This is a genomic window from uncultured Winogradskyella sp., from assembly GCF_947498345.1.
Taxonomy (GTDB): Bacteria; Bacteroidota; Bacteroidia; order Flavobacteriales; family Flavobacteriaceae; genus Winogradskyella.
Map to the genome: position 1 here is coordinate 280,485 of NZ_CANMJY010000004.1, position 26,300 is coordinate 306,784.

Genomic DNA, 26,300 nt, shown 5'->3' on the forward strand with positions numbered 1-26,300 from the left:
TGTAACAAATATTAGAATTTTACATGGCTATATTCATTAATTCATTCTAAAATATCTTAAAAAATGATTAATTTCGCAGCAATTAATTTAAACACAAAAATAATGAATAAGGACGTTGTAATCGTATCTGCAGTTAGAACACCAATAGGAAGTTTTTTAGGAAGTTTATCTAGTGTACCTGCACCAAGATTAGGAGCGGCAGCTATCAAAGGTGCTTTAGATAAAATTAACCTAAAACCAGAATTAGTTGAAGAGGTCTTAATGGGTAATGTTGTACAAGCAGGTACAGGACAAGCACCAGCAAGACAAGCTGCAATATATGCTGGTATATCAGACACCGTTCCTTGTACTACAATAAATAAAGTTTGCGCATCTGGTATGAAAGCTATCATGCAAGCTGCCCAAGCTATACAATTGGGTGATGCAGATATCGTAGTTGCAGGAGGTATGGAAAATATGAGTGCTATACCTCATTATTATCATGCACGTAGTGCTACGAAGTTTGGTCCGGCTACGCTTGAAGATGGTATGCAAAAAGATGGATTGGTTGATGCCTATGATAAAAATGCTATGGGTGTTTGTGCAGATGCTTGTGCAAGTGAATATGAATTTAGCAGAGAAGATCAAGATAATTTTGCAATTCAATCATATGAGCGTTCAAAAGCAGCTTGGGAAGCAGGTAAGTTTAATGATGAAGTAATTTCAGTTGAAGTTCCTCAGCGTCGCGGAGATGCTATTGTTGTAGATAAAGATGAAGAATATACCAATGTAAAGATGGAAAAAATTCCTGCTTTACGGCCTGCATTTACTAAAGATGGTACTGTAACCGCTGCAAATGCTTCTACAATTAATGATGGTGCGGCTGCTATGGTATTAATGAGCAAAGAGAAAGCAAATGAATTAGGCTTATCCCCTATTGCAATTATAAAAAGTTATGCTGATGCTGCACAAGAACCAAAATGGTTTACCACTGCGCCAGCCAAAGCTCTGCCAAAAGCATTAGCTAAAGCTAATATAGAACTAGATGATGTAGACTACTTTGAGTTTAATGAGGCATTCTCTGTTGTAGGTTTAGCTAACATGAAACTATTAGGATTAAATGATAGTAATGTCAATGTTAATGGAGGAGCTGTATCATTAGGTCATCCACTTGGATGTTCTGGTGCCAGAATCTTAGTAACATTAATCAATGTACTTCACCAAAATGGTGCTAAAATAGGAGCTGCAGCTATCTGTAATGGTGGTGGTGGTGCTTCGGCTATGGTAATAGAGCGCGCTTAAAACTTATTTATGCAATACGGCATCTGTAATCTAGGAATTGTACCTATAAGATTAGAACCTAGCGATACCAGTGAAATGGTAACGCAAGCTCTTTATGGGGATCAATTTAAAGTTTTAGAACAGCGTAAAAAATGGAGTCGTATTCGTTTTGCTTATGATAGATACGAAGGCTGGATAGATAATAAGCAGTATAAAGAAATTGAAGATTCTGATTACAAAGACCTCATAAATGCCAACATTAACTTATCCAGGGATTTAATTGAATATGTTTCTGATGATGTTAGCAATCTGTATCCAATTCCTGTTGGATCTGATTTAAACGGGTTACAATTGATGAAACATGGATTTGATGGCAATCGTATCGTATCACAACATCCAAAGTCTGAAATTGTAAAAACATCATTTTTATATCTCAATGCACCATATCTTTGGGGAGGAAAAACCCCATTTGGAATTGATTGTTCTGGTTTTACTCAAATGGTATATAAACTCAGCGGATATAAACTTTTAAGAGATGCTTCACAGCAAGCTACTCAAGGAGTTCCCTTAAGTTTTATTGAAGAAAGCGAACCAGGTGATTTGGCCTTTTTTGATAATAATGAAGGGAATATTATTCATGTTGGTATTATAATGGAGGATAACTATATTATTCATGCACATGGTAAAGTACGTATAGACCGATTAGATCATAGTGGTATCTATAATACTGATAAAAACATGCACACACACAGACTTAGAGTTATAAAGAAGATTGTATAAAAAAAGCGACTTCTGGAAGTCGCTTTTTTTATAATAGTAGTTTGGTGGTATTAATTACCGCCAGATGAAGCTTCTAATTGCGCTTTTTTAGCTTTTAAAGTATTAACCTTTTCCATATCTCCAATAACACTGTAAATATTAATTAAGCTTGTTACTGTACTTACCTTTTCTACAAGACTTAAGGATTTTTCTAAATATGGTATTGCGTCTTTATATAGTTGTAAACGCTTTTCTTTTAGCTCATCATAACGTTTGTTGTCTGCTGATGAATTACCTAAATTATTCATTTCTTCAATAATAGAAGATTCTTCAGCTAAAGTAACAAAGGCTAAATTATTATATACATCTACGTAGTTTGGATCTATAACTAGTGCTTTTTCATAATAATCTTTAGCTTCAGCCATGTTACCAGCATCAGAAGAAAGAACCCCTAAGTTAAATAACAATTCGGCATTGTTTGGATCTTTAGACACCGCTTCTTCCATAAGCACTTTAAACTTGTCCATATTACCCAATTTTAGATATACATTAGCCTCTGATAACAGTAAGCCTAAATCATCAGGATTAACTTTTCTTGCATCAGACATTGCAGCTAATGCTTTTTCATCTTCACCTTGAGATACATAAATAAGTGCAATATTTTTTACAATTTCTGCCTTTTTAGAAGTACTCTTTTCATCTTTTGGGCTATCATGCGTTTTTAGTGTTCTTACTGCAAAATCTCTATTGGTCTTGTCTGCAAATACTTCTTCTTCTCCGCTTTCCAAATTAGTCGCCATATAGTTCATTTTTATACCTGTATAACCTAAATTCTTTAATTGGTTATAATAGTTTAAAGATGTTTCATAGTCATTTGCATTTACAGCTGAGGAAGCCGCATAATAAAGATAGACCGTATCTTTAGGCGACATTTTATACATTTTATCAAAACGATAGGCTGCAGTTTTATAATCTTTATTTGTTATCGCTTGGTTCGCTTTTTGCAAAAAAGATTTAAACATACCATTTTTCATTTCATTCGCCTGATCTGTATATTTTAGCTTACCCATTGAAGACTCTAAATCCTTTAGTTTATCTAGTGCAACAATAGCTTTATCAATATTGGCATCAGTACCAGCACCATTGGCATATAATGCTTGAGCTTTTAAAAAGTAGAATTTAGCCTTGGTTTTGTCGTCCATATTTCCTATCAATGCTTCTGCTGAAGAAACTGCAGATTTTGCATCAGAGAAATTCTTGCTTTTTAGTGCTTTTTCTATAGCCTTAATCTCGTTTTTTTGAGCAAAAGACATCGTCGCTACAGCAAAAACAAGCACTAATGTTATTAATTTTTTCATTTTGTAATAAATAATTTTGTTATTAATTTTTAGTTTTCAGTTTCATTATTATCAATAGCCGTGCCACCTTCATTAGATTCTTGATTTTCAGTAGCCTCAGTATCTACCTCTTCAGTTTCATCTTCATCGTCTTTCATCACCTTAGCAACTGCAGCTATAGAATCATTACCTTTTAAGTTAATGAGTTTGACCCCTTGAGTAGCTCTACCCATAACACGTAAATCGGCAACTTCCATACGTATGGCAATACCAGATTTGTTGATAATCATCAGATCATCATCGTCAGTAACATTCTTAATAGATACTAAGTTACCTGTTTTTTCTGTAATAGATATAGTTTTTACTCCTTTTCCACCTCTATTAGTAATTCTGTAATCTTCTAGTCTTGAGCGTTTTCCGTAGCCATTTTCTGAAACTACAAGGATGTTACTCTCCATATCATCAACAGCTATCATACCAATAACTTCGTCAGTTTTTTCATCTTGGAGTCTAATTCCTCTTACGCCAGATGCATTTCTACCCATTGGTCTTGTCTTTGCCTCTTCAAAACGAATAGCTTTACCAGACTTTAATGCTAGCATTACTTGACTTTCACCTGTAGTAAGTTTAGCTTCTAATAAAGTGTCATCTTCTCTAATAGTAATAGCATTAATACCATTAGTTCGAGGTCTGGAATACTGCTCTAGGGATGTTTTCTTAACCTGACCTTTCTTTGTCGCCATAATTACATAGTGACTATTGATATAATCTTCATCCTTTAAATCTTGCGTACAAATAAATGCCATCACCTTATCATCTTGCTCAATATTAATAAGGTTTTGAATCGCTCTACCTTTTGAAGTTTTTGCTCCTTCAGGTATTTCATAGACACGCATCCAGAAACATTTTCCTTTCTGGGTAAAGAATAACATATATTGATGATTAGTACCAACGAATAAATGCTCTAAGAAGTCTTCATTACGTGTAGTAGATGCTTTTTGCCCCACTCCCCCTCTATTCTGAGTTTTATATTCAGTCAATGAAGTACGCTTAATATAACCTGCATGAGAAATAGTGATAACCACTTTTTCATCTGGAATCATATCTTCAATGCTTAAATCACCTCCTGCATATTCTATAACCGAACGACGCTCATCTCCATATTTATCTCTTACAACTTCTAGTTCTGACTTAATGATATCCATACGACGCTCTTTCTTATCTAAAATATCTTTAAGATCTTCTATGGTTTTCATTAACTCTTCATACTCAGCACGTAATTTATCTTGCTCCAGTCCTGTTAATTGACGCAGACGCATTTCTACAATTGCCTTAGCTTGTATTTCAGATAATTCAAAACGTTCAATTAATTTAGCTCTTGCTTCTTCTGCATTTGCAGAGGCTCTAATCAGAGCAATTACTTCATCTATATTATCAGAAGCAATAATTAAACCTTCTAAAATATGAGCACGTTCCTCGGCTTTACGTAATTCGTATTTAGTGCGTCTTACAACTACATCGTGTCTATGCTCAACAAAATAATGAATGAGTTCCTTTAAGTTTAATAACTGAGGTCGACCATTTACCAATGCTATATTATTAACACTGAAAGATGATTGCAATGCCGTATACTTATAAAGTTTATTAAGAACAATATTAGGAATAGCATCTCGCTTTAAAACATAAACGATACGCATTCCATTTCTATCAGACTCGTCTCTAATAGTAGAAATACCTTCGAGTTTTTTATCGTTTACCAGGTCAGCAGTCTTTTTAATCATATCTGCTTTGTTTACCTGATAAGGAATTTCATTTACTATGATACATTCGCGTCCGTTTACTTCTTCGATATTAGCCTTGCCTCTCATTACGATACGCCCTCGACCAGTATGAAAAGCTTCTTTAACACCATCATATCCATAGATAGTTCCACCTGTCGGAAAATCTGGTGCTTTAACATGTTGCATTAATTCATCGATCTCAATAGCATTATTGTCTATATATGCTATGGTACCATTTACAACTTCAGTAAGATTATGCGGAGGCATGTTAGTTGCCATCCCAACTGCAATACCAGAAGCACCATTAACTAATAAACCAGGTATACGTGTAGGTAAAACAGTTGGTTCTTCTAAAGTATCGTCGAAATTTAATTTATGATCTACGGTTTCTTTATCAATATCTGCCAACATGTCCTCAGAAATTTTACGCATACGTGCTTCTGTATAACGCATTGCTGCAGGGCTATCACCATCTACAGAACCAAAGTTACCTTGACCATCTATTAGCATATAACGTAAGCTCCATTCTTGAGCCATACGTACCATTGTATCATAAACTGATGTGTCACCATGAGGATGATATTTACCCAAAACTTCACCAACAATTCTTGCTGACTTTTTATGTGCTGTATTAGCTCTAACACCAAGCTCATGCATGCCATAAAGTACACGTCTATGTACGGGTTTTAAACCATCTCTTACATCGGGTAGTGCACGTGACACAATGACTGACATTGAGTAGTCAATGTAAGCCGATTTCATTTCATCTTCAATGTTAATTGGAATGAGTTTTTCTCCTTCTGCCATATATAAAGTAAATTAGTATTTTTTGTAGGTTTTCAAAACGTGCTAATATAACCAATTTGGTAGTGTTTATTGAGACTTTGAAAGTCTAATTTGAGAGTTTTTATTAACAATTTTTGATATCTTTTTCGTTAATAAGTATCCTAAAATTTACTTTGATTTAAAATGGTTTTTTAGTCTATTCGTTTATCTATAATAATTAAGGTATAGTTTTTGACATATACATAATATGTTTTTACTATTTTTAATGCAGAAAGGAGTTTACTATGGACGATAATTTTTCCCCAAGAGTTAAAGATGTTATAGCGTATAGCAAAGAAGAAGCCTTGCGTTTAGGCCATGATTTTATTGGTACTGAACATTTAATGCTAGGTCTTTTACGTGATGGAAACGGTAAGGCAATTGATATACTAAGTTCACTGGACGTTGATCTTAATCACTTAAGAAGAAAAGTAGAAATTTTGAGCCCTGCTAATCCTAATATAACGGCAACATCTAACGAAAAGAAAAACTTGCACTTAACAAGACAAGCTGAGCGCGCTTTAAAAACAACATTTTTGGAGGCTAAACTATTCCAAAGTACCTCAATAAATACTGCACATTTGCTATTGTGTATTTTAAGAAATGAAAATGATCCTACTACGAAGTTGTTAAACAAACTCAAAGTAGACTATGATAACGTAAAAGAAGAATTTAAATCTATGATTACTAGCGATGATGATTACCTAGACGAACCAAAAGCAGAATCATTCTCTGATGATGATATTAATGATCAAGACGATGACGCTAAGCAAAATCCATTTGGAGGCAGCCAGTCTAGCAAAACAAATAAAAAGTCTAAGACACCAGTTTTAGATAACTTTGGCAGAGATCTGACAGTTCTTGCTGAAGAAGGAAAATTAGATCCTGTAGTGGGACGAGAAAAAGAAATACAGCGTGTATCTCAAATTTTAAGTAGAAGAAAGAAAAATAATCCACTTTTAATTGGAGAACCTGGTGTTGGTAAATCTGCAATTGCAGAAGGTTTAGCGCTAAGAATTGTGAAACGTAAAGTCTCTCGTACCCTATTTAATAAGCGTGTGGTTACTCTTGATCTGGCAAGTTTAGTTGCTGGAACTAAATATAGAGGACAGTTTGAAGAACGCATGAAAGCTGTTATGAATGAGCTTGAAAAAAATGATGATATCATTTTATTTATTGACGAGATTCATACTATTGTTGGAGCTGGTGGAGCTACAGGAAGTCTTGATGCTTCAAACATGTTTAAACCTGCACTTGCAAGAGGAGAGATACAATGTATTGGTGCTACAACTTTAGATGAGTACAGGCAATATATAGAAAAGGATGGTGCTTTAGAGCGTCGTTTTCAAAAGGTAATAGTAGAACCAACTACGGTAGAAGAAACGATAGAAATACTTAATAATATTAAGTCTAAATATGAAGAACATCACAATGTTGACTATACAGACGAAGCCATTGAAGCTTGTGTCAAATTAACAAATCGTTATATGACAGAACGTTTCTTGCCAGACAAGGCCATCGATGCTTTAGACGAAGCTGGTTCTCGTGTACATATTACTAATATTGATGTGCCTAAACAGATACTGGAATTAGAGCAAAAGCTTGAAAAAGTTAAGGAGACTAAAAATAGTGTCGTTAAAAAGCAGAAGTATGAAGAAGCAGCAAAGCTTCGTGATGATGAAAAACGATTGGAAAAAGAATTAGCATCTGCTCAAGAAAAATGGGAAGAGGAAACTAAACAACATAGAGAGATCGTTAGTGAAGAGAATGTTGCTGATGTTGTGTCTATGATGACAGGTATTCCTGTAACTAAGATTGCACAAACTGAGCTTAACAAATTAGCGCAATTGCCAGAACTTATAAAAGGACGAGTCATTGGTCAGGATAATGCTGTTGCAAAAGTTGTAAAAGCAATTCAGAGAAACAGAGCTGGATTAAAAGATCCTAACAAACCTATTGGTTCATTCATTTTTCTGGGACAAACTGGTGTTGGTAAAACACAATTAGCAAAAGTACTGGCAAGTGAATTGTTTGATAGTAATGACGCCTTAGTGCGGATTGACATGAGTGAATACATGGAAAAATTTGCAGTGTCCAGACTTATTGGTGCACCTCCAGGTTATGTAGGTTATGAAGAAGGAGGTCAGTTAACCGAAAAGATTAGACGCAAACCTTATGCTGTTGTACTTTTAGATGAAATTGAAAAAGCACATCCAGATATATTTAATATGTTATTACAAGTATTAGATGATGGCTATTTAACGGATAGTTTAGGACGTAAAATTGATTTTAGAAATACCATAATTATTATGACCTCTAATATTGGTGCACGTAAATTAAAAGATTTCGGTACAGGTGTTGGTTTTGGGACTTCAGCAAAAGAAGCTCAAGAAACAGATTATGCAAAAGCTGTGATTGAAAATGCACTTAAAAAAGCCTTTGCACCTGAATTTTTGAATAGGATTGATGATGTTATTGTTTTTAATGCTTTAGAAAAAGAAGATATCAATAAAATCATAGATATTGAATTAGTTAAACTTATTACCAGAATTAAAGATTTAGGATATAACTTAAAATTAACGGATAAAGCTAAAGACTATATCGCCGAAAAAGGATTTGACAAACAATATGGGGCAAGACCACTAAATAGAGCTATTCAAAAATATGTAGAGGATGCACTTGCAGAAGAGATTATTAATGCTAAAATTCATGAGGGAGATACTATTACTATGGATTTAGATACTAAAAATGACGAGCTTAAGATTAAAATTAAAAGTTCTAGTAAAACAACAGAATCCTAGGTATTTTAACCATTATAATTAAAACTCTTTCTATGTGAAAGAGTTTTTTTTTATCTTACAATTCATAAGTACTAAATCATGAAAGAATCCCTAACTTTCGACTTTTGTGATATGACGATTTATGATCATTATCTCGTTGTTGTAATAAAAGAAGGAATAAATATAAAATCAGAGCATAGTGATGTTTTGGTAGAGGTTACAAACACCTATTATCCTAATAAACCATTTGTATATATTACGCATAGAATAAACTCTTATTCTGTTGATCCCAAAATATATTACCAAACCGTTAAAATTGAAAATTTAAAAGGCTTTGCTGTAGTTTCTAATAATTATCAGGCTAAGGTCAATGCGCAAATAGAACAAATGTTTTTTACAAAACCCTTTGAGATATTTACAGATTTAGAAGACGCATTTAATTGGGCTGATAGACTTATAAGAAATAATGCATTATAATTTTCTAATGCTTCTCTACTCCATAGTTATTTAAAAACAGCTCTTCAACCTCTATATCTACATCGTTTAAAAACTGAATAGAAGCCTCAATGTCATTGTGCAAAACTTGATCTTCTTTTATAAACGGAACTACTTTTCTATAATGCTCTAAAAACGATTCCAGTAAGGGTGAGGTTTTTAATGGCCTTCTAAATTCTAATGCTTGCGAAGCGTTCATCAACTCAATGGCAATAACACGCTCTACATTTCTAATTAATGTATAGGCTTGCGTTGCGGCATTGGCTCCCATACTTACATGATCTTCTTGCCCATTACTAGATACAATACTATCAATACTTGCAGGTGTAGCTAGTTGTTTATTGGCACTTACAATACTTGCTGCTGTATATTGAGGAATCATAAAACCAGAATTTAATCCGGGATCGCCTACCAAAAATGCTGGTAATCCACGTAAGCCCGAAACTAATTGAAATGTACGTCGTTCAGAAATATTGCCAATTTCAGCCATGGCAATTTTTAGATAATCTAGTGCTAATGCTAAAGGTTGCCCATGGAAGTTTCCTCCAGAGATAATCAAATCATCTTCATGAAAAATATTAGGATTATCTGTAACCGAATTAATCTCAGTTAAAATCACTTTTTCAACGAAGTCTAAAGTATCCTTAGTCGCACCATGTACTTGTGGAATACATCGAAAAGAATAAGGGTCTTGAACATGTGCTTTCTCTCTTTCTATAAGTTCGCTTCCTTTTAAAAGTTCATTAAAACGTTTTGCCACTTTTCGTTGTCCAGGATGTGGTCTTACCTCATGTACTAAATCATGAAAAGGGTCTATACGACCATCAAAAGCATCCAAAGATATTGAGGCTACAATATCTGCCATATACGACGTCTTATGCGACATTAAAAGCAGATATACACCATAAGCGCTCATAAACTGAGTACCATTTAATAATGCTAAACCTTCTTTTGCTTCAAGTTTAATGGGTTGCCAACCAAACTTTTTTAATAGCTCTGATGCCTCATAATCTTCCTCTTCATGTACAACATATCCTTTTCCTAATAATGGTAAAGCTAAATGTGCAAGAGGTGCCAAGTCACCAGACGCTCCCAGAGATCCTTGGGTATATACAAAAGGAAAAATGTCATTATTAAAAAAATCAATCAGCCGGTTTACAGTATCTAGCTGTACACCACTATGTCCATAGCTGAGAGACTGAATCTTTAAAAGTAACATCACCTTTACTACAGATTTTGGTACACGAGAACCAGTACCACAAGCATGGGACATCACAAGGTTTTCTTGTAATTTAGTTAAATCTTTATTAGAAATTTTAGTATTACAAAGCGACCCAAAACCAGTATTTATACCATATATTGGTTTTTTATTATTGGCAAGTTTATTATCTAAATACGCTTTACAAGCTTTAATACTTTCGACTGAAGCATCAGAAAGTTTTAGCTTTTTTTTGTCATTAAAAATATTGTATATCGTAACAATATCTAAAGCATTAGAAGAAATAATATGATAGTTGTCCATAAATCGTAATTATAATGTTTCAAAATTGAGAATATTTTTTGGTTTCACAACAAATTGTTAATAATTCCTTCAGGCTTGAAATTCATCTTTTAATGATTATTTTTGATACTAAATAAAGTATGAAATATGAAACGATTATTAATTATTTGTTTAGCGATGGCATTATTTGCCTGCAAAGAGGAACCTAAGATTGATTATGCTCTTTTTTCTGGAAAAATTGAAAACCCAGCAGATAAGGTGGTCACTATCTATAAAGGGAGAGAAAAAGTAAAAGAAATACCATTATCAAAAGATGGTAGTTTTGCAGACACGCTTAGAGTAGAGCCTGGCTATTATACACTAAACCATGAAGGAGAAAGGTCTACAATTTATCTTAAACCTGAAGATGATATTAAAGTTACATTAAATTACAAAGAGTTTGATGAAACCTTAAGTTATACTGGAAAAGGTTCTGAGAACAGTAATTATTTAGCGACAAAATTCTTGGCTGATGAAAAATCTAGTTTTGACTATGCTAAAGTATTTTCTATGGATGAAGTAGATTTTTTAGCTACAATGGATGAGGTTAAGAGCTCAAAGTCAGAGCTACTTAAAGCTGCCAAAAACATAAGTAGTGAATTTAGAGCTTTAGAAGAGAAAAATACAGAATATGAGTATTTATCTTATCTGCAAAATTATCAACCTGCCCATAGATATTTTACAAAAAATGATGAGTTTAAACCTTCAGAGAATTTTATGAGATCATTAGATGCTATTGATTATAATAACCAAGAAGATTATGCATTACTTGATACATATAAAGAGCTAGTACAAGGGTATTACTCTAATAAAATTAGTAATGCTGATAACCCTTCTGAAATTTTTGAAATGATTAATAAAAAAGGATTTCCTGACTTAAAGAAAGATCTAGCTAATATGCTAAATTATCAAATATCACCAAGTAATAAACACAACGACGCATATTACAAAGGTATAATGGCTATGTCTTCTGATGATAAATTCAAAGAAGAATTAACGACAAAGTATAACAAGGTAAAAAAGTTGGCAAAAGGTATGCCTTCACCAAAGTTTGTTGAGTACGAAAATCATAAAGGAGGTACAACATCCTTAGAAGATTTAAAAGGGAAATATGTTTATATAGATGTTTGGGCGACATGGTGTGGACCATGCATTAGAGAGATTCCATCTCTTAAAGAGGTTGAAAAACAGTTTCATGGTAAAAATATAGCTTTTGTAAGCACTTCTATTGACAAGGCAGCAGCACATAATAAATGGGTAGAAATGGTTAAGGATAAAGAACTTGGAGGTGTGCAATTGATGGCAGATAAAGATTGGAATTCACAATTTGTTCAGGATTATGCAATAGAAGGTATTCCAAGATTCATTTTAATTGACCCAAATGGCAATATTATCAGTGCAGATGCACCTAGACCTTCCAGTCCTAAATTAGTAGCACTTTTTGAGGAATTAAAAATTTAATATATTAGAGTATATAACCTAAATGCCTTCAATTTATACGAAGGCATTTTTTATAGGTTTTATTAAAGATTGTTTACTTTTGTCCTCCCAAAAAAATTATGATGAAAAGATTATTAACATTAAGTATTATAATTATCCTGGCTGCATGCAAAAATGATGAGCCAAAGGATTACGCTACTATTTCTGGTAAAATAGAAAATGCTCATGAGAGCAAAACGCTTAAAATATTTAAAGGTCAAGCTTATGAAAAAGTAATCACTATTAATGATGATGGTACCTTTAAGGATACTTTAAAAGTTGAAGAAGGTGATTACACTATTCAACATGGTAGAGAGTATGGACAAATGTATCTTAAGAATAATTTTGAGTCTTCCTTTACAGCTGATTATGATAACTTCATAAAAACAGTGACTTTTAAAGGTGACGGTTCAGATTTTAATAACCTTTCATTACAATCGTTTCTCCTTATTGACAAATATTTTAACAAAGAACTCATAGAATTTGGTACTGAGGAAGATATAGACACCGCACTTAAAGATTACCGTTCAGATTATGAAACACTAAAAAAGAAATACGCAAATGTAGATTCTATCCATGTGATTATGATGGACAAAAATATAAGAATGACTGAGCGGCAACTCAACAGAATTATGGAGACAAAGTTTGCAACACGTGCAGCATTACCAAAAGGAACTGTGTCGCCTACATTTGTGGATTATGAAAATTTTGCTGGGGGAAAAACATCTCTTAAAGACCTAAAAGGTAAATATGTATACATAGATGTTTGGGCTACCTGGTGTGGTCCTTGTTTAAAAGAAATTCCATCTCTAAAGAAACTAGAAAAGGAATTTAAGAATAAAAATATTCAGTTTGTAAGTATTTCAGTCGACGAAGGACGTGGTTATAAAGGTGATGCTGAAGAGGCTTATAAAGGCTGGAAAAAAATGGTTGCCGAAAAAGAGTTAGGAGGAATGCAATTAATTGCTGACAAAGGATTTAGATCAGATTTTATCCAAGACTACCAAATTAGTGGAATCCCAAGATTCATCTTATTGGATCCTGAAGGAAATATTGTCAACGCAGATGCTCCGAGACCTTCTAATCCAGATTTAGCGAAGTTGCTAAACAGTTTAAAGATATGATAATTATAATGCTTTTAAAGCCTTCTAAATTTAGAGGGCTTTTTTATTGTTCAGCATTATTATTTTCCTGAGCTTGATCTTGTTCTGGTTGTTTAAATAAATCTATATATGCTTCTCCTAAGGTTTCAATGATATGACTAGCCATTAAACTTTGGTAGCCATAATCTTCTAAAGAAATATCGGCAGACCTTCCATGCAAATATACACCGAAAACTGTAGCATTAAGAGGCTTATAACCTTGCGCGACTAAACCTGAAATAATTCCTGTTAAGACATCTCCACTACCTGCAGTTGCCATACCAGAATTGCCAGTAGTGTTCACATACAATTTATCACCATAAACTGTAATTGAATTTGCTCCCTTAATTAAGACTATAATATTGTATTTCTTTGTAAATGCTTTAACTTTTTTCAATTTATCAAAATCATCAGACCACTTTCCTATTAAACGCTCTAATTCCTTAGGATGTGGTGTTAAAATAGTTTGTTCTGGTAATAATTTTAATAAGGTTTTCTTTTTTGAAAGTATATTTATACCATCAGCATCAATTACTAAAGGAGCTTTATTCTTTTTTAAAAAATTTTCTAATGCTTTTATAGTTTTATCTGTAGTTCCCAAGCCTACTCCAACACCAATGACAGTTGGTTCAATATCAAAATTGATGGCACTAATAAATTTAGTTTCGGCATCTGTAATTACCATTGCTTCTGGTAAAGAAGCCTGAAGGCTATTATAACCACATTCTGGCACATACGCTGTGACCAAACCTGCGCCAGAACTCAAAGAGGCTCTGCTTGCTAAATTTACAGCGCCAATTTTCCCATGGCTTCCACCGAGAATCATAACGTGCCCAAAGTCACCTTTATGTGCAAATTTTTCTCGTGGCTTGTATAGCGGCAAAACTTCAAACTTAGATATAAGCTCTACTTCAGTTTCTGTTTGCATTAAATATTCCCTGTCAATACCTATATCTAAAACTTCCCATTGTATAGTGTATTTTGCAGTTTCTGGTAAAAAGAACACCAATTTAGGAGACTGAAAGCTTAAAGTATAGCCTGCATACACTACTGCATTCTCATCCTCAACTGCTCTATCCGTATATAAACCGGAAGGTATATCTATAGCTAAAGTAAATGCTTTAGACGACTTCCATTTTTGAAATAATTCTTTAACCCAATCATTTGGCGGACGATTTAAACCAATACCAAATACAGCATCTACAATAATGTCTTTTTCGTCAATCATAATTTCAGAAAAATCACCACTACAACTTAACATTTTTGGCCAATCTTTGGTTACATTTTTTATGCGATCGTAATTAATAAGAAAATCTTTCGAACGCTTATCACTACAGTTAATAATATAAGTTATAACATTATAGCCGTGTGTAATTAAATGCCTGGACAAAACTAAACCGTCACCACCATTATTACCAATGCCACAGAATATATGAATGGGCACTTGAGCACCTTGCATTCGTGTATGAATCCAATTAAAAATTTGAGTTCCAGCACGCTCCATTAAATCAGTAGATGCGATGTTTTGACGTTCTGTGGTCAATTTATCTCCTTCATATATCTGTGCTTTAGAGAAAACTTTCATATAAACATTAATTATTTAAGGCGAAAATCCACTTCATCATTTATTTCGCAATTAATTTTTTTATTCTCGTAAAAATAATACATTTGGAATGTAATGAATAAAAAAATAAACATAGCAGAAAATATCGTGATCAACCCTCATTTAATTGTTAACTCTATATGTTTTTTTGTAACGACCCTTTGGGTTGTTTCATTATAACTTTTCCGTCCTATTATTAAGTCTATCAAGACCATTATCCATTAAAATTATCATTTATGAAAGTTCTCAAATTCGGTGGAACTTCAGTAGGTTCAGCCAAAAACATAAACAAAGTAATATCTATTTTAGAACAACAGTCTAAAGATTCTAAATTAGCCATAGTAGTATCTGCAGTTGGTGGTATCACAGATAAATTATTAGAAGCAGCCAATTTGGCCTGTGCAAAAGATGAAACCTACTTAACTAATTATAAAACCATTGTTTCTACTCACAAAAAAATTATAGATGGGCTCTTTGCAGATTATGAGAATAATACAGTTTCCAAAAAGAGCCAAGAAGGCCTACATAAATTGGTTTTGAAAAAGCTGGATGAGCTAAAAAAGCTTCTAGACGGTATTTATTTAATCAATGAGCTCTCTCCAAAAACAAAAGATAAACTTTTAAGTTTTGGCGAGGTATTATCCTCAACTATAATTTATAATATACTTATAAACAGAAATCTAGACGCAGCCTTAAAGAATTCGCAAGAACTTATAACAACGGATTTAAATTTTAATAATGCCGCGGTAAATTTTAACGCTACTAATACTAACATTACAACATTTTTTGCATCAAACACAAATACAATTGTTATACTGCCTGGTTTTGTGTCTAAATCATCAACTGGTGAAATTACAACTTTGGGGAGAGGAGGTTCTGACTATACTGCAGCAATCATTGCAGCTGCATTAGATGCAGAAGCACTGCAAATTTGGACAGATGTTAGTGGAATGTTCACTGCGAATCCAAAATTGGTAAAACAAGCAAAACCTATTGAGAATATTACTTATGAAGAGGCTGTAGAACTCTCACATTTTGGAGCCAAGGTGCTTTACCCGCCGACCGTTATGCCTGTCTTAAAAAAAGAAATTCCCATTGTGATTAAAAACACCTTAAAGCCAGATGCAATAGGAACCACAATCTCAAAGAATCCCAAGTTTAATGGGAAATCCCCAATAAAGGGAATTAGTCATATTGATAATATTGCATTACTGACATTGCAAGGTAATGGTATGGTAGGCATTCCTGGTTTTAGCAAACGTCTTTTTGAAACTTTGGCTCAGGAGAAAATCAATATCGTTCTAATCACACAATCCTCTTCAGAGCATTCTATTTGTTTCGGAATTTCAGAACATGATGCTAAACAAGCAAAAGCTACTGTTGATAAGACTTTTGAATACGAAATAGCACTTGGGAAGATAGACCCGATTATTGTTGAAACTAATTTATCCATTATTGCTGTGGTCGGAGATAAAATGAAAAGCCACCAAGGAATTAGTGGTAAAACGTTTAGTGCTTTAGGAAAAAACAATGTTAATATTAGAGCCATAGCACAAGGAGCCTCTGAACGTAATATCTCTTTTGTTATAAAGAATAACGATGTTAAGAAATCGCTCAACATACTTCATGAAAGATTTTTTGAAATAAAAGCTAAGCAAATTAATCTGTTTATAACTGGTGTAGGAAATGTTGGAGAACGCCTTATTGACCAAATTGAGCAACAACATCAGTTTTTGAAGAATAATTTGCGTATCAACTTACGCATTATTGGTATATCTAACTCCAGAAAAATGGTCTTTAAGCCAGAAGGAATTAATCTTGAAGAGTGGGTTTCTGAGTTCGATTTTGCAGAGAAATCAAGTATTAAAGGCTTTTATAAAAAAGCTGTGGAAATGAACCTTAGAAATAGCATTTTTGTAGACGTAACAGCTAGTGAAGCCGTCGCAGATACTTACGAGGATTACTTAAAAAATAGTATTGCTGTTGTGGCCTGTAGCAAAATTGCATGTTCAAAAGATTACAAAACTTATAAAAATCTTCATGACCTGTCAAAGAAGTATAACGTACCATTTCTTTACGAAACTAATGTAGGTGCTGCACTGCCAATTATTAATACCTTGAATAATTTGGTAACTTCCGGTGATAAAGTCACTAACATTCAAGCCGTATTATCGGGTAGTTTAAATTTTGTTTTTAATAATTTTAGTGATAAGAATAATTTTCATGATACCGTTAAACGAGCTCAATTTGAAGGTTACACAGAACCAGATCCAAGAATAGATCTTAGCGGTATTGATGTGGCAAGAAAAGTGCTAATTTTAGCCAGAGAAAATGGTGCTGCAATGGAAATGGATGATATTGAAGTAGAACCGTTTTTAACTAAAGCCAATTTAGAAAGTGCTTCTATTGATGATTTTTATAAAACATTAAAAGCTGATGAGCGTCATTTTCAAAAACTATATGCTTCGGCAAAGACTAAGAATTGCCAGCTCAAATATGTTGCAGAATATGACAATGGAAAAGCTAAAGTTGGCCTACAAGAAATCCCTGAAGGTCACCCCTTTTATAATTTAGAAGGTAAGGACAATATCGTGATGTTCTATACACAACGTTACCCAAGACAACCATTAATTGTAAAAGGTGCAGGTGCAGGTGCAGATGTAACTGCTTCTGGTTTATTTGCAGATATTATACGAATTGCTAATAATTAAAAAATAGAGCTTTCTTGCCTTATGAAAAGGCAGGTGCATTGAGAACACATGAAAGAAGTCAAAATATTTTCGCCCGCAACTGTAGCTAATGTCGCCTGTGGATTTGATGTACTCGGTTTTTGTTTAGATACCATTGGAGATGAGATGCTCATAAGGCAAACAGATAAAAAAGGTGTCCGAATAACAACTATTGATGGCTACGAGTTACCATATGAAACTGAAAGCAATGTTGCGGGAGTTTCGGCTTTGGCTATGTATAACGATTTAAAGCCAAATTGTGGTTTTGAAATTGAAATTTATAAAAAGATTAAACCTGGAAGTGGTATTGGGAGTAGTTCAGCAAGTGCTGCAGGCTCCGTTTATGGTATGAATGTTTTACTCGGTAATCCACTAAACAAGACACAGTTAACCAATTATGCCATGAAAGGTGAAGCACTGGCAAGTCAATCTGAACATGCAGATAATTTGGCTCCTGCAATTTTCGGTGGATTTACCTTGGTAAAGTCAACTGATCCATTACAAATAATAGAGCTCCCTACTCCATCAGAGTTATATGCTACTTTGATTCATCCACAGATTGAAATTAAAACATCAGAGTCTAGAGCTATTTTGCCTAATGACATTCCGCTTAAGAATGCGATAACACAATGGGCAAATGTAGGTAGTTTGATACATGGGCTACATACATCAGATTATAACTTAATAAAAGAGGCCTTAAATGATGTCGTTATTGAGCCTCAAAGAAAACAATTAATTCCTCATTTCGATGATGTAAAGTCAGCCGCCATTGAAGCTAAAGCACTGGGCTGCAATATTTCTGGTTCTGGACCTTCTATTTTTGCTTTAAGTAAAGGAGAAGATGTCGCTAAAGCTGTTGAAAAAGCAATGCGCGGTGTATATTCAGAAACTGATATTGCATTTGAGACTTATGTGTCTAAAATTAATACTGAAGGGATAAAGATTTTATAATGAAATACTATTCGCTAAACCATAAAGCACCAAAAACAACATTTGCTGATGCAGTCGTAAGAGGTCTTGCTCCAGATAAAGGTTTATATTTTCCTGAATCAATTACACCATTACCGTCGTCCTTTTTTGAAACTATTGAAGACAAATCTAATACAGAAATAGCTTTTGAAGCCATTAAACAATTTATTGTTCCTGAGATTCCAGAAACTATATTGAAGACGATAGTTGAAGACACCTTAAGTTTTGACTTTCCAGTTGTGGAAATCAATGAAAATATCTCTACACTCGAATTGTTTCATGGACCAACTATGGCATTTAAAGATGTTGGAGCTCGTTTTATGGCGCGTTGCTTGGGATATTTCAACAAAACCAATCCGAATGAAGTTACAGTTTTAGTTGCCACTTCTGGTGATACAGGAGGTGCGGTTGCTAATGGCTTTTTAGGTGTTAAAGGTGTAAATGTAGTTATACTCTATCCAAGTGGGAAAGTGAGTGATATTCAGGAAAAACAGTTAACAACTTTAGGACAAAATATAAAAGCTTTAGAAGTCGATGGTGTTTTTGATGACTGTCAGGATATGGTAAAGCACGCCTTTATGGACAAGGAACTAACGGATAGATTACAATTAACTTCTGCAAACTCAATAAACATTGCACGTTGGTTACCACAGCTCTTCTATTATATGTTTGCCTATAAACAATTAAAATCGAAGCATAAAGATATCGCATTTTCAGTACCGAGTGGTAATTTTGGGAATATTTGTGCCGGTATGGTTGCTCAAAAATTAGGTTTACCAATAAAACACTTTATTGCAGCTAATAATGCCAACAATACGGTAGTTAATTACATGAGTACACAATTATATGAGCCAAAACCTTCTATACAAACTATTAGTAATGCTATGGATGTTGGTAATCCAAGTAATTTTATTAGAATACAGGAGTTACATGATAATGATTTTGAAGCTCTAAAAGAAAATTTATCGTCTTATAGCTACACCGATAACGAAACCAGAACCGCACTTTTAGAATTATATAAAACCTATAATTATATAGCAGACCCACATGGTGCGGTTGGTTATTTAGGCGCAAAAACTTATTTAGAGCATAATGATGTACATGTGGTGTTTTTAGAAACTGCACATCCTACTAAATTTTTAGATGTGGTTGAAGATGTTATTGAAAAGAATGTGTCACTTCCTTCTCAAATTGAAGCAATAATGCATAAAGAGAAAGCGGCTACTTTTATTGATTCTTATGAGGACCTGAAGAAATTCTTATTGAAATAAGATAATGAAAAAATATTCCGTTTACGAAACCGAGAGACTAGACATTAGACCAGTTATTATAGAAGATGCTACCTTTATTTTGGAATTAATGAATACGCCAAAGTGGATTGAGTACATAGGAGATAGGAATGTAAGAACTGTTGAAGAAGCTGAAGCTTATATAAAAGAAAAAGCATTTCCACAATTAAAAAAATATGGACATACAAATAATGTTGTCATTAGAAAAGAAGACCATACCAAACTTGGTACTTGCGGCATATATTACAGAGAAGGTAAAGAAGATCCTGACATTGGCTTTGCATTTTTACCTCAGTTTGAAGGCAATGGCTATGCTTTTGAAGCATCATACCAGTTAATGGTTGCAGCTAAGAAGGATTATGGCTTGACAAAATTAAGCGCTTATACACTAGAGTATAACTGGTCTTCAAAAAAATTATTAGAGCGCTTAGGTTTTAGTTTAAAAGGTACAGGCATACTACCTAATAACAATGAAGAGCTGTTACACTATTACCGTTTATTAGACTTTTAAAATCAGTTTATACACTTCACTACTTACATTTTATCCCAAATAAAATGTGATTCATATTGTTTTTTAGTTGCTGTATCTAAAGATTAATACATTTATACAGAATGAATATAGGATAGTAATTATGAAGCGTATTGTATTAAGTCTCTTTTTTTTAATGGTGTTTTATATAGGTCAGACACAGCAATTTACTCTAGAAACTGGATTAGATACATCTGTAAGTGAGACTTCAGGATTATTATATCTTAATGACACACTCATAACACATAACGATACAGCATCTACAAATCAGTTGTTTGATGTAGATACAGCTACTGGTTTAGTAACCCGAACAGTGACTATTACAAATGCCTCAAATACCGATTGGGAAGATTTAACACATGATGATACTTATATCTATATTGGAGATTTTGGTAATTATCAAGGTGACAGAACTAATTTAAAGGTCTATCGTATTGCTATTGCAGATTATTTTTCAAGTACTTCTGTCACAGCAGAAACCATAAACTTTAGTTATAGCAATCAAACCGATTTTATTCCAAGTCCTTTAGCCACAAATTTTGATGCTGAAGGTTTAATACATTACAACAATAAGCTCTATGTATTTTCTAAAAACTGGCTTAATGGTGATACAAATATTTATGAACTACCTAAAAATCCAGGAACACATAGTATATCTATTATAGATACAATCGTAGCCCAGGGTCTTGTGTCTGGTGCTACATACAATGTATTAGATAATAGTATAGTGCTTTCTGGATATGATCCTAATGGTGCGTTTTTAATTCAACTGAGTGGTTTTAATTCTGGTTTGTTTTCTAACGGATCAGTTATAAAAACGTCTATTGCTGTACCAACAAATTACTCACCCCAGATTGAAGGTATCATTCCTATTAATACAACAGAATATTATATCTCGGCTGAGGAATTGTCGGGTAATTTACCAGCTTTATATAGCTTTAATATATCAACTTTAAATATTCCTAAAATTGAAGTAGAAGCTATTTCTTTTTATCCTAATCCAGCTGTGAGTTTTTTCACATTGAGCCATAAAAATTGTTATACAAGCATCTATTCTATTAATGGACAGTTGGTAAAAACATCTGTAAATCAACATATTAATGTTTCTGATTTAGAAGTTGGTCTGTATTTGCTTAAGATAACAGATGCGGTAACCAGAAATTCAGTTACCAAGCGATTGATTATTCAGTGATTGTTATTCTAAAATGCGTACTAATAACTCTTTAAGCAATTCACCTTGTGGTACAGCATTAGAACCTACACCTTTACCTTTTACATCAAACTCGCGTAATAAAGCGATGATGGCACTGACTTTTTTCATTGGGTAGTTTCGAGCTGCAGTTAAATACTCATTCACAAAATAAGGATTCACTCGCAATGCTGAAGCTACGCTACGTGGATTCTTATCATGCATGCCGTGCAAATGCAATAACTGAGAAAAGAAACTAAACAATAAGGATACCGTTACTACCATTGGATTATCCTTAGGATTGTCTGCAAAATACTTAGCAATTTTATGTGCTTTAACGATATTACGTTCTCCTACAGCTTTTCGGAGTTCAAAATTATTATAATCTTTACTTATACCAATATTCTCTTCAATATGATCTGGTGTAATTTGCGTGCCTTTAGGAAGCACAATTTTTAACTTATCGAGTTCGTTGTTTACCTTGCTTAAGTCAGTCCCTAAAAATTCAACAAGCATCTGTGCAGCCTTTGGGGAAATGTCATAGCCTTGCCCTTTTAATACACGTCTGATCCAATCAGGTACTTGATTATCATAAAGCTTTTTGCTCTCAAAAACAACACCTCCATTTTTGTTTATAGCTTTGTATAAAGCTTTCCGCTTATCTAGCTTTTTATACTTGTAATTTATAACCAAAACCGTTGTAGGCTGTGGGTTTTCTGCATACTGAGCCAGTTTTTCAATGGTTCTGCTAAGGTCTTGTGCTTCTTTTACAATCACCACTTGCCGTTCAGCCATCATGGGATAGCGTTTAGCATTACTCACTATATCATCGATAGAGACATCACGACCATAGAGCACCATTTGATTAAACCCTTTTTCAGCTTCGTCCAGGACATTATCTTCAATAAAACCAGAAATCTTATCAATATAATAAGCCTCCTCTCCCATCAAAAAATAAATAGGCTTAAGGTCTCCTTCTTTAATTGCTGAAACCAATTGTTTTACGTCGTCCAATCTCTTAAATTGTTTGTCTGAATGACATTATAGTTTTAATTTTGCACAGTGCAAGAACTCAACTTTCCAAAGTTTGAATACCGTTTCAAAAGTACAGAAAATAAAGTTTCTATTTTTGATGTCATTCGGAAAAAATTCATCATTCTTCAACCCGAAGAATGGGTACGTCAACATTGTGTGCATTATATAATTAATTACAAAAAATATCCAAAATCATTGATTAATGTAGAAAAAGAATTATCTATTAATGGTTTAAAAAAGCGATATGATATTGTCGTTTTCAATTCAGATGGTAGTATACATTTAATAGTAGAGTGCAAATCCTATTCAACAATAATAAATCAGGGCACCTTCGATCAGATTGCACGCTATAATCTGGCATTAAAAGCAGACTACTTAATGGTAACTAATGGTATAAATCATTATTATTGTCAAATGGATACTGAGAATAAACGTTATTCGTTTTTAAAAGATATTCCGAATTACACCAAAGCATAAATGTTACAAGCTAAAGATATAGCAGTTGTTATCTTAAACTGGAATGGAAGAAACTTACTTGAGCAATTTCTACCTTCAGTAGTTAAACATTCTAATGAAGCAAAAATTTATGTAGCTGATAATGCATCTACTGATGATTCCGTAGCTTTTGTTACTGAACATTTTCCTACAGTAGAATTAATTCAGAACTCAAAAAATAGCGGTTATGCTAAAGGGTATAATGATGCTCTAAAAACGGTTGAAGAACCTCTACTCTGTTTATTAAATAGTGACGTTGAAGTTACAAAAGATTGGTTACTACCAATTCTTAAAATATTTAATTCTGAAGCTCAAATCGCTATCATCCAACCAAAAATTTTGGACCATAAAAACAAGTCCTATTTTGAATATGCTGGTGCTGCTGGTGGATTTATAGATAAATATGGTTACCCTTTTTGCCGTGGAAGAATCTTTGACACTATAGAAAAAGACCAAGGCCAGTACAACGATATTAAAACTATTTTTTGGGCTTCTGGTGCTTGCTTCTTTATTAGAAATTCTGTCTTTAAAACACTCAACGGTTTTGATGAAAGTTATTTTGCGCATATGGAAGAAATTGATTTATGCTGGCGTGCTTATAACAGTGATTATGAAGTGAAATATGTTGGTACATCGACTGTTTACCATGTCGGAGGAGCTACACTTAATACTACAAATCCCAGAAAAACCTATCTCAATTTTAGAAATAGTCTCTTTACATTAGTTAAAAATACGGACAAACATGTTTTTATCAGAACTGTGATTCGCATGAAACTCGATGGTATAGCCGCACTTCGGTTTTTAGTACAGCTAAAGCCACGCTACTTTTTTGCGGTACTAAGAGCGCATTTATCGTTTTATAGAAAGTTAAGACCCATTCTACGTCAAAGAAGGCAACTCCCTAAGCGATCTAACTATTTTAAAACGGATTCTATAGTTTGGTCTTACTTTATAAAAAAGAATAAAATATTTTAATACGAAATTGCTAAGGTTTCTTATCTTAAAAATAATTATAATATAAAATGCTCAAATAGATTTTAGGCTTTATTGTTTTGTTTATAAAACTGTTAAAAGTTTTGTTAATCCATGTACAGTCACTTCTTCTTTTCTATAATTTTGACATGTTACAATTAACAATATAAACTGAAAACTGATTATGAAGAAATTATCGTTATTAAGTGTTTGTGCTATGTTATTATTGGCATCATGCGTATCTAAGAAAGATTATATGGCACTTGAAGCTAAACAACAAGAAACACAAGACTTATTAAATAGCGCAACAGTAAAACTTAACAAATGTTTGTCTGATGCTGCTGCTGCAAATGCACGTGTAGAAACCATGAAAGATCAATTGGCAGATTTGCGTAAAGCCAATCAGGATTTAATAGATACTAAAGGTAACCTAACAACCCTTACACAAAAGGGAGCTGAGAACCTTGAAAAGTCTCTGGAAAGTTTAAAAGAAAAGGATTTAAAAATCTCGCGCTTGCAAGATGCATTAACTAAAAAAGATAGTGTAACATTGGCTATTGTTTCTAGTTTAAAGAAAGAAGTAGGCATCAATGATCCGGATATTGAAGTTAATGTAGAAAAAGGTGTGGTATTTATTTCTATTGCAGATAAATTATTATTTAAAAGCGGAAGCTACAATGTAACCACTCGCGCCAAGGAAGTTTTAGCAAAAGTAGCTAAGGTGATTAACAGTAAGCCAGACTTTGAAGCTATGGTAGAGTCGCATACAGATAACAAGTCTTATAACAAACCACCATTAATAGACAATTGGGACCTAAGTGTAAAACGCGCCACGTCTGTGGTAAGAGTTTTAGAAGAACTTAAGGTAAATCCACAACAATTAATTGCTGCTGGCCGTAGTTATTATGTACCATTAGTAGAAAATGACACTGCAGAAAACAGAGCAAAAAACAGACGTACACGAATTGTTGTATTACCAAAAATTGACCAGTTTTACGAAATGATCGAAGCAGAAATGAAAAACCTTTCTGCCGGAAATTAATCCCTGTAGATTATAAATATTAAAACCCAATGTATTTGCATTGGGTTTTGTTTTGTATATAAATAAAGCTTTAAACATTATATTTGAAGTATCGTCTAACTTTTAATGAGATTTCTGCTTTTGCAGTAAGTATACCTATGAAAAAAATAATAAACACACCAAAAGCTCCAGCTCCAATTGGACCTTACAATCAAGCTGTTTTATCGGGAAACACACTTTATACTTCTGGGCAAATTGCATTACATCCCGAAACCATGGAACTGGTTATGGATACTATCGAGGCAGAAACCAAACAAGTAATGGAAAACATGAAGGCTGTTTTGGCAGCTGCAGATATGACCTTTGAAAATGTTATAAAGACTTCCATTTTCATAAGCGATATGCACAACTTTACAAAAATTAATAGTGTATATGCGCAATATTTTAATGAAGCCACTGCACCTGCAAGAGAAACTGTAGAAGTAGCCAACTTACCAAAGTTTGTTAATGTTGAGATTAGTATGATTGCGGTAAAATAGAAAATGGCAATTTGCACATTGCAAACTGCCATTTTACAACCAACCAATTACAACTAAATCTAGCTGTTATATACATAACAACTGTAATTTCAATTCTCCTGAAAATAAGCAAAAGAAAAGTGGTTTACATGCACAAACCACTTTAACTAACTAACATTTTAATCAACTCTAAAACGTACTAATCCTATTTCATAACAATTTGTATGTTTAAAGAAAAAATCGAAAAGGTAAACCCTAAACCATACCTTTTGCATGCCGATTTATATATATAACAACTGAGATGCAATTTTCCCTCATGGAAAAAGGGATATTTTTTTAAAAAGAGTGATATTTTGTTTTATTGCGCTTAACGGTCTCGGCTATGAGTAGTTGCGTGGTTTAGCACTAAACTGCAAGTACACACCAAGTTTGAAATTCCGCAGGAATTTCCAAAGTAGGCGAGAACAAGCAATTACTTATAGCCATCCTAAGTTTGTATTTCAATTAAATTAGACAAATAATCAATAAAGAACAAAAGAGCAGATTAAGGTTA

The 26,300-nt window shown here is 33.5% G+C and carries 20 protein-coding genes; 15 read left to right on the forward strand and 5 right to left on the reverse strand.

The genetic code is table 11. The annotated features are described in order from the left end of the window. The first annotated feature begins 102 nt into the window (after positions 1–102). Positions 103–1,281 carry an acetyl-CoA C-acyltransferase gene (locus Q0912_RS07645; RefSeq protein ID WP_299113688.1) on the forward strand — a complete coding sequence of 393 codons (1,179 nt, stop codon included), beginning with the start codon at positions 103–105 and terminating at the stop codon, positions 1,279–1,281. Positions 1,282–1,290: 9 nt separating this feature from the next. Then, positions 1,291–2,040 (forward strand): C40 family peptidase, encoded by a 750-nt coding sequence (locus Q0912_RS07650; RefSeq protein ID WP_299113690.1) that lies wholly within the window; start codon positions 1,291–1,293, stop codon positions 2,038–2,040. A 50-nt stretch (positions 2,041–2,090) separates the two neighbouring features. On the opposite strand, the gene Q0912_RS07655 is transcribed toward Q0912_RS07650, so the two are convergent. Together Q0912_RS07655 and gyrA are read right to left on the reverse strand one after the other, a co-directional pair. Continuing rightward, complete coding sequence (locus tag Q0912_RS07655) at positions 2,091–3,377, reverse strand: tetratricopeptide repeat protein (RefSeq protein ID WP_299113692.1); 1,287 nt, start codon at positions 3,375–3,377, stop codon at positions 2,091–2,093. 29 nt (positions 3,378–3,406) lie between these two features. Then, positions 3,407–5,944 (reverse strand): DNA gyrase subunit A, encoded by a 2,538-nt coding sequence (gyrA, locus tag Q0912_RS07660; RefSeq protein ID WP_299113694.1) that lies wholly within the window; start codon positions 5,942–5,944, stop codon positions 3,407–3,409. A 263-nt stretch (positions 5,945–6,207) separates the two neighbouring features. On the opposite strand from gyrA, the gene Q0912_RS07665 reads away from it, so the two are divergent. Both Q0912_RS07665 and Q0912_RS07670 read left to right on the forward strand, forming a co-directional pair. Further along, positions 6,208–8,763 carry an ATP-dependent Clp protease ATP-binding subunit gene (locus Q0912_RS07665; protein ID WP_299113696.1) on the forward strand — a complete coding sequence of 852 codons (2,556 nt, stop codon included), beginning with the start codon at positions 6,208–6,210 and terminating at the stop codon, positions 8,761–8,763. 78 nt (positions 8,764–8,841) lie between these two features. After that, the gene (locus Q0912_RS07670) at positions 8,842–9,219 is read left to right on the forward strand and encodes a hypothetical protein (protein WP_299113698.1); all 378 of its coding nucleotides are present in this window, start codon (positions 8,842–8,844) and stop codon (positions 9,217–9,219) included. Positions 9,220–9,223: 4 nt separating this feature from the next. Here Q0912_RS07670 and hutH read toward each other — a convergent pair whose 3' ends face one another. Beyond that, positions 9,224–10,759 (reverse strand): histidine ammonia-lyase, encoded by a 1,536-nt coding sequence (gene hutH, locus Q0912_RS07675; protein WP_299113700.1) that lies wholly within the window; start codon positions 10,757–10,759, stop codon positions 9,224–9,226. Between the two features lie 126 nt (positions 10,760–10,885). Here hutH and Q0912_RS07680 point away from each other — a divergent pair, with 126 nt between their 5' ends. Then, positions 10,886–12,238, forward strand: coding sequence for a TlpA disulfide reductase family protein (locus Q0912_RS07680; RefSeq protein WP_299113702.1), 1,353 nt, complete (start codon positions 10,886–10,888; stop codon positions 12,236–12,238). Positions 12,239–12,339: 101 nt separating this feature from the next. After that, positions 12,340–13,380: a TlpA disulfide reductase family protein gene (locus tag Q0912_RS07685; RefSeq protein WP_299113704.1), complete on the forward strand. Its 1,041-nt coding sequence runs from the start codon at positions 12,340–12,342 to the stop codon at positions 13,378–13,380. A gap of 43 nt (positions 13,381–13,423) precedes the next feature. On the opposite strand, the gene Q0912_RS07690 is transcribed toward Q0912_RS07685, so the two are convergent. Further along, a complete protein-coding gene (locus tag Q0912_RS07690; RefSeq protein WP_299113707.1) occupies positions 13,424–14,983 on the reverse strand; it encodes an NAD(P)H-hydrate dehydratase in 1,560 nt (519 codons plus the stop codon). A gap of 254 nt (positions 14,984–15,237) precedes the next feature. Here Q0912_RS07690 and thrA point away from each other — a divergent pair, with 254 nt between their 5' ends. The 5 genes from thrA (at position 15,238) to Q0912_RS07715 (ending at position 21,709) form a co-directional block, all read left to right on the forward strand. Continuing rightward, positions 15,238–17,712, forward strand: coding sequence for a bifunctional aspartate kinase/homoserine dehydrogenase I (thrA, locus tag Q0912_RS07695; protein ID WP_299113709.1), 2,475 nt, complete (start codon positions 15,238–15,240; stop codon positions 17,710–17,712). 48 nt (positions 17,713–17,760) lie between these two features. After that, complete coding sequence (locus tag Q0912_RS07700) at positions 17,761–18,681, forward strand: homoserine kinase (RefSeq protein ID WP_299113711.1); 921 nt, start codon at positions 17,761–17,763, stop codon at positions 18,679–18,681. Beyond that, the gene (gene thrC, locus Q0912_RS07705; RefSeq protein WP_299113712.1) at positions 18,681–19,970 is read left to right on the forward strand and encodes a threonine synthase; all 1,290 of its coding nucleotides are present in this window, start codon (positions 18,681–18,683) and stop codon (positions 19,968–19,970) included. The genes Q0912_RS07700 and thrC overlap by 1 nt, the downstream gene beginning before the upstream one ends. A 4-nt stretch (positions 19,971–19,974) precedes the next feature. Beyond that, the gene (locus Q0912_RS07710) at positions 19,975–20,499 is read left to right on the forward strand and encodes a GNAT family N-acetyltransferase (protein WP_299113714.1); all 525 of its coding nucleotides are present in this window, start codon (positions 19,975–19,977) and stop codon (positions 20,497–20,499) included. Positions 20,500–20,620: 121 nt separating this feature from the next. Continuing rightward, a complete protein-coding gene (locus tag Q0912_RS07715) occupies positions 20,621–21,709 on the forward strand; it encodes a T9SS type A sorting domain-containing protein (protein ID WP_299113717.1) in 1,089 nt (362 codons plus the stop codon). A gap of 3 nt (positions 21,710–21,712) precedes the next feature. Here Q0912_RS07715 and holA read toward each other — a convergent pair whose 3' ends face one another. Further along, entirely contained in the window at positions 21,713–22,720 is a 1,008-nt protein-coding gene (gene holA, locus Q0912_RS07720) for a DNA polymerase III subunit delta (protein ID WP_299113719.1), read from the reverse strand. Positions 22,721–22,768: 48 nt separating this feature from the next. On the opposite strand from holA, the gene Q0912_RS07725 reads away from it, so the two are divergent. The 4 genes from Q0912_RS07725 to Q0912_RS07740 all read left to right on the forward strand — a co-directional run bounded on the left by Q0912_RS07725 (position 22,769) and on the right by Q0912_RS07740 (position 25,768). Continuing rightward, positions 22,769–23,218: a type I restriction enzyme HsdR N-terminal domain-containing protein gene (locus tag Q0912_RS07725; RefSeq protein ID WP_299113721.1), complete on the forward strand. Its 450-nt coding sequence runs from the start codon at positions 22,769–22,771 to the stop codon at positions 23,216–23,218. Continuing rightward, positions 23,219–24,211, forward strand: a complete 993-nt coding sequence (locus tag Q0912_RS07730; protein ID WP_299113723.1) for a glycosyltransferase family 2 protein — start codon at positions 23,219–23,221, stop codon at positions 24,209–24,211. It begins immediately after the preceding gene. A gap of 181 nt (positions 24,212–24,392) precedes the next feature. Next, positions 24,393–25,250, forward strand: coding sequence for an OmpA family protein (locus tag Q0912_RS07735; protein ID WP_299113725.1), 858 nt, complete (start codon positions 24,393–24,395; stop codon positions 25,248–25,250). Positions 25,251–25,387: 137 nt separating this feature from the next. Next, entirely contained in the window at positions 25,388–25,768 is a 381-nt protein-coding gene (locus Q0912_RS07740; RefSeq protein WP_299113739.1) for a Rid family detoxifying hydrolase, read from the forward strand. Positions 25,769–26,300 lie beyond the last annotated feature (532 nt).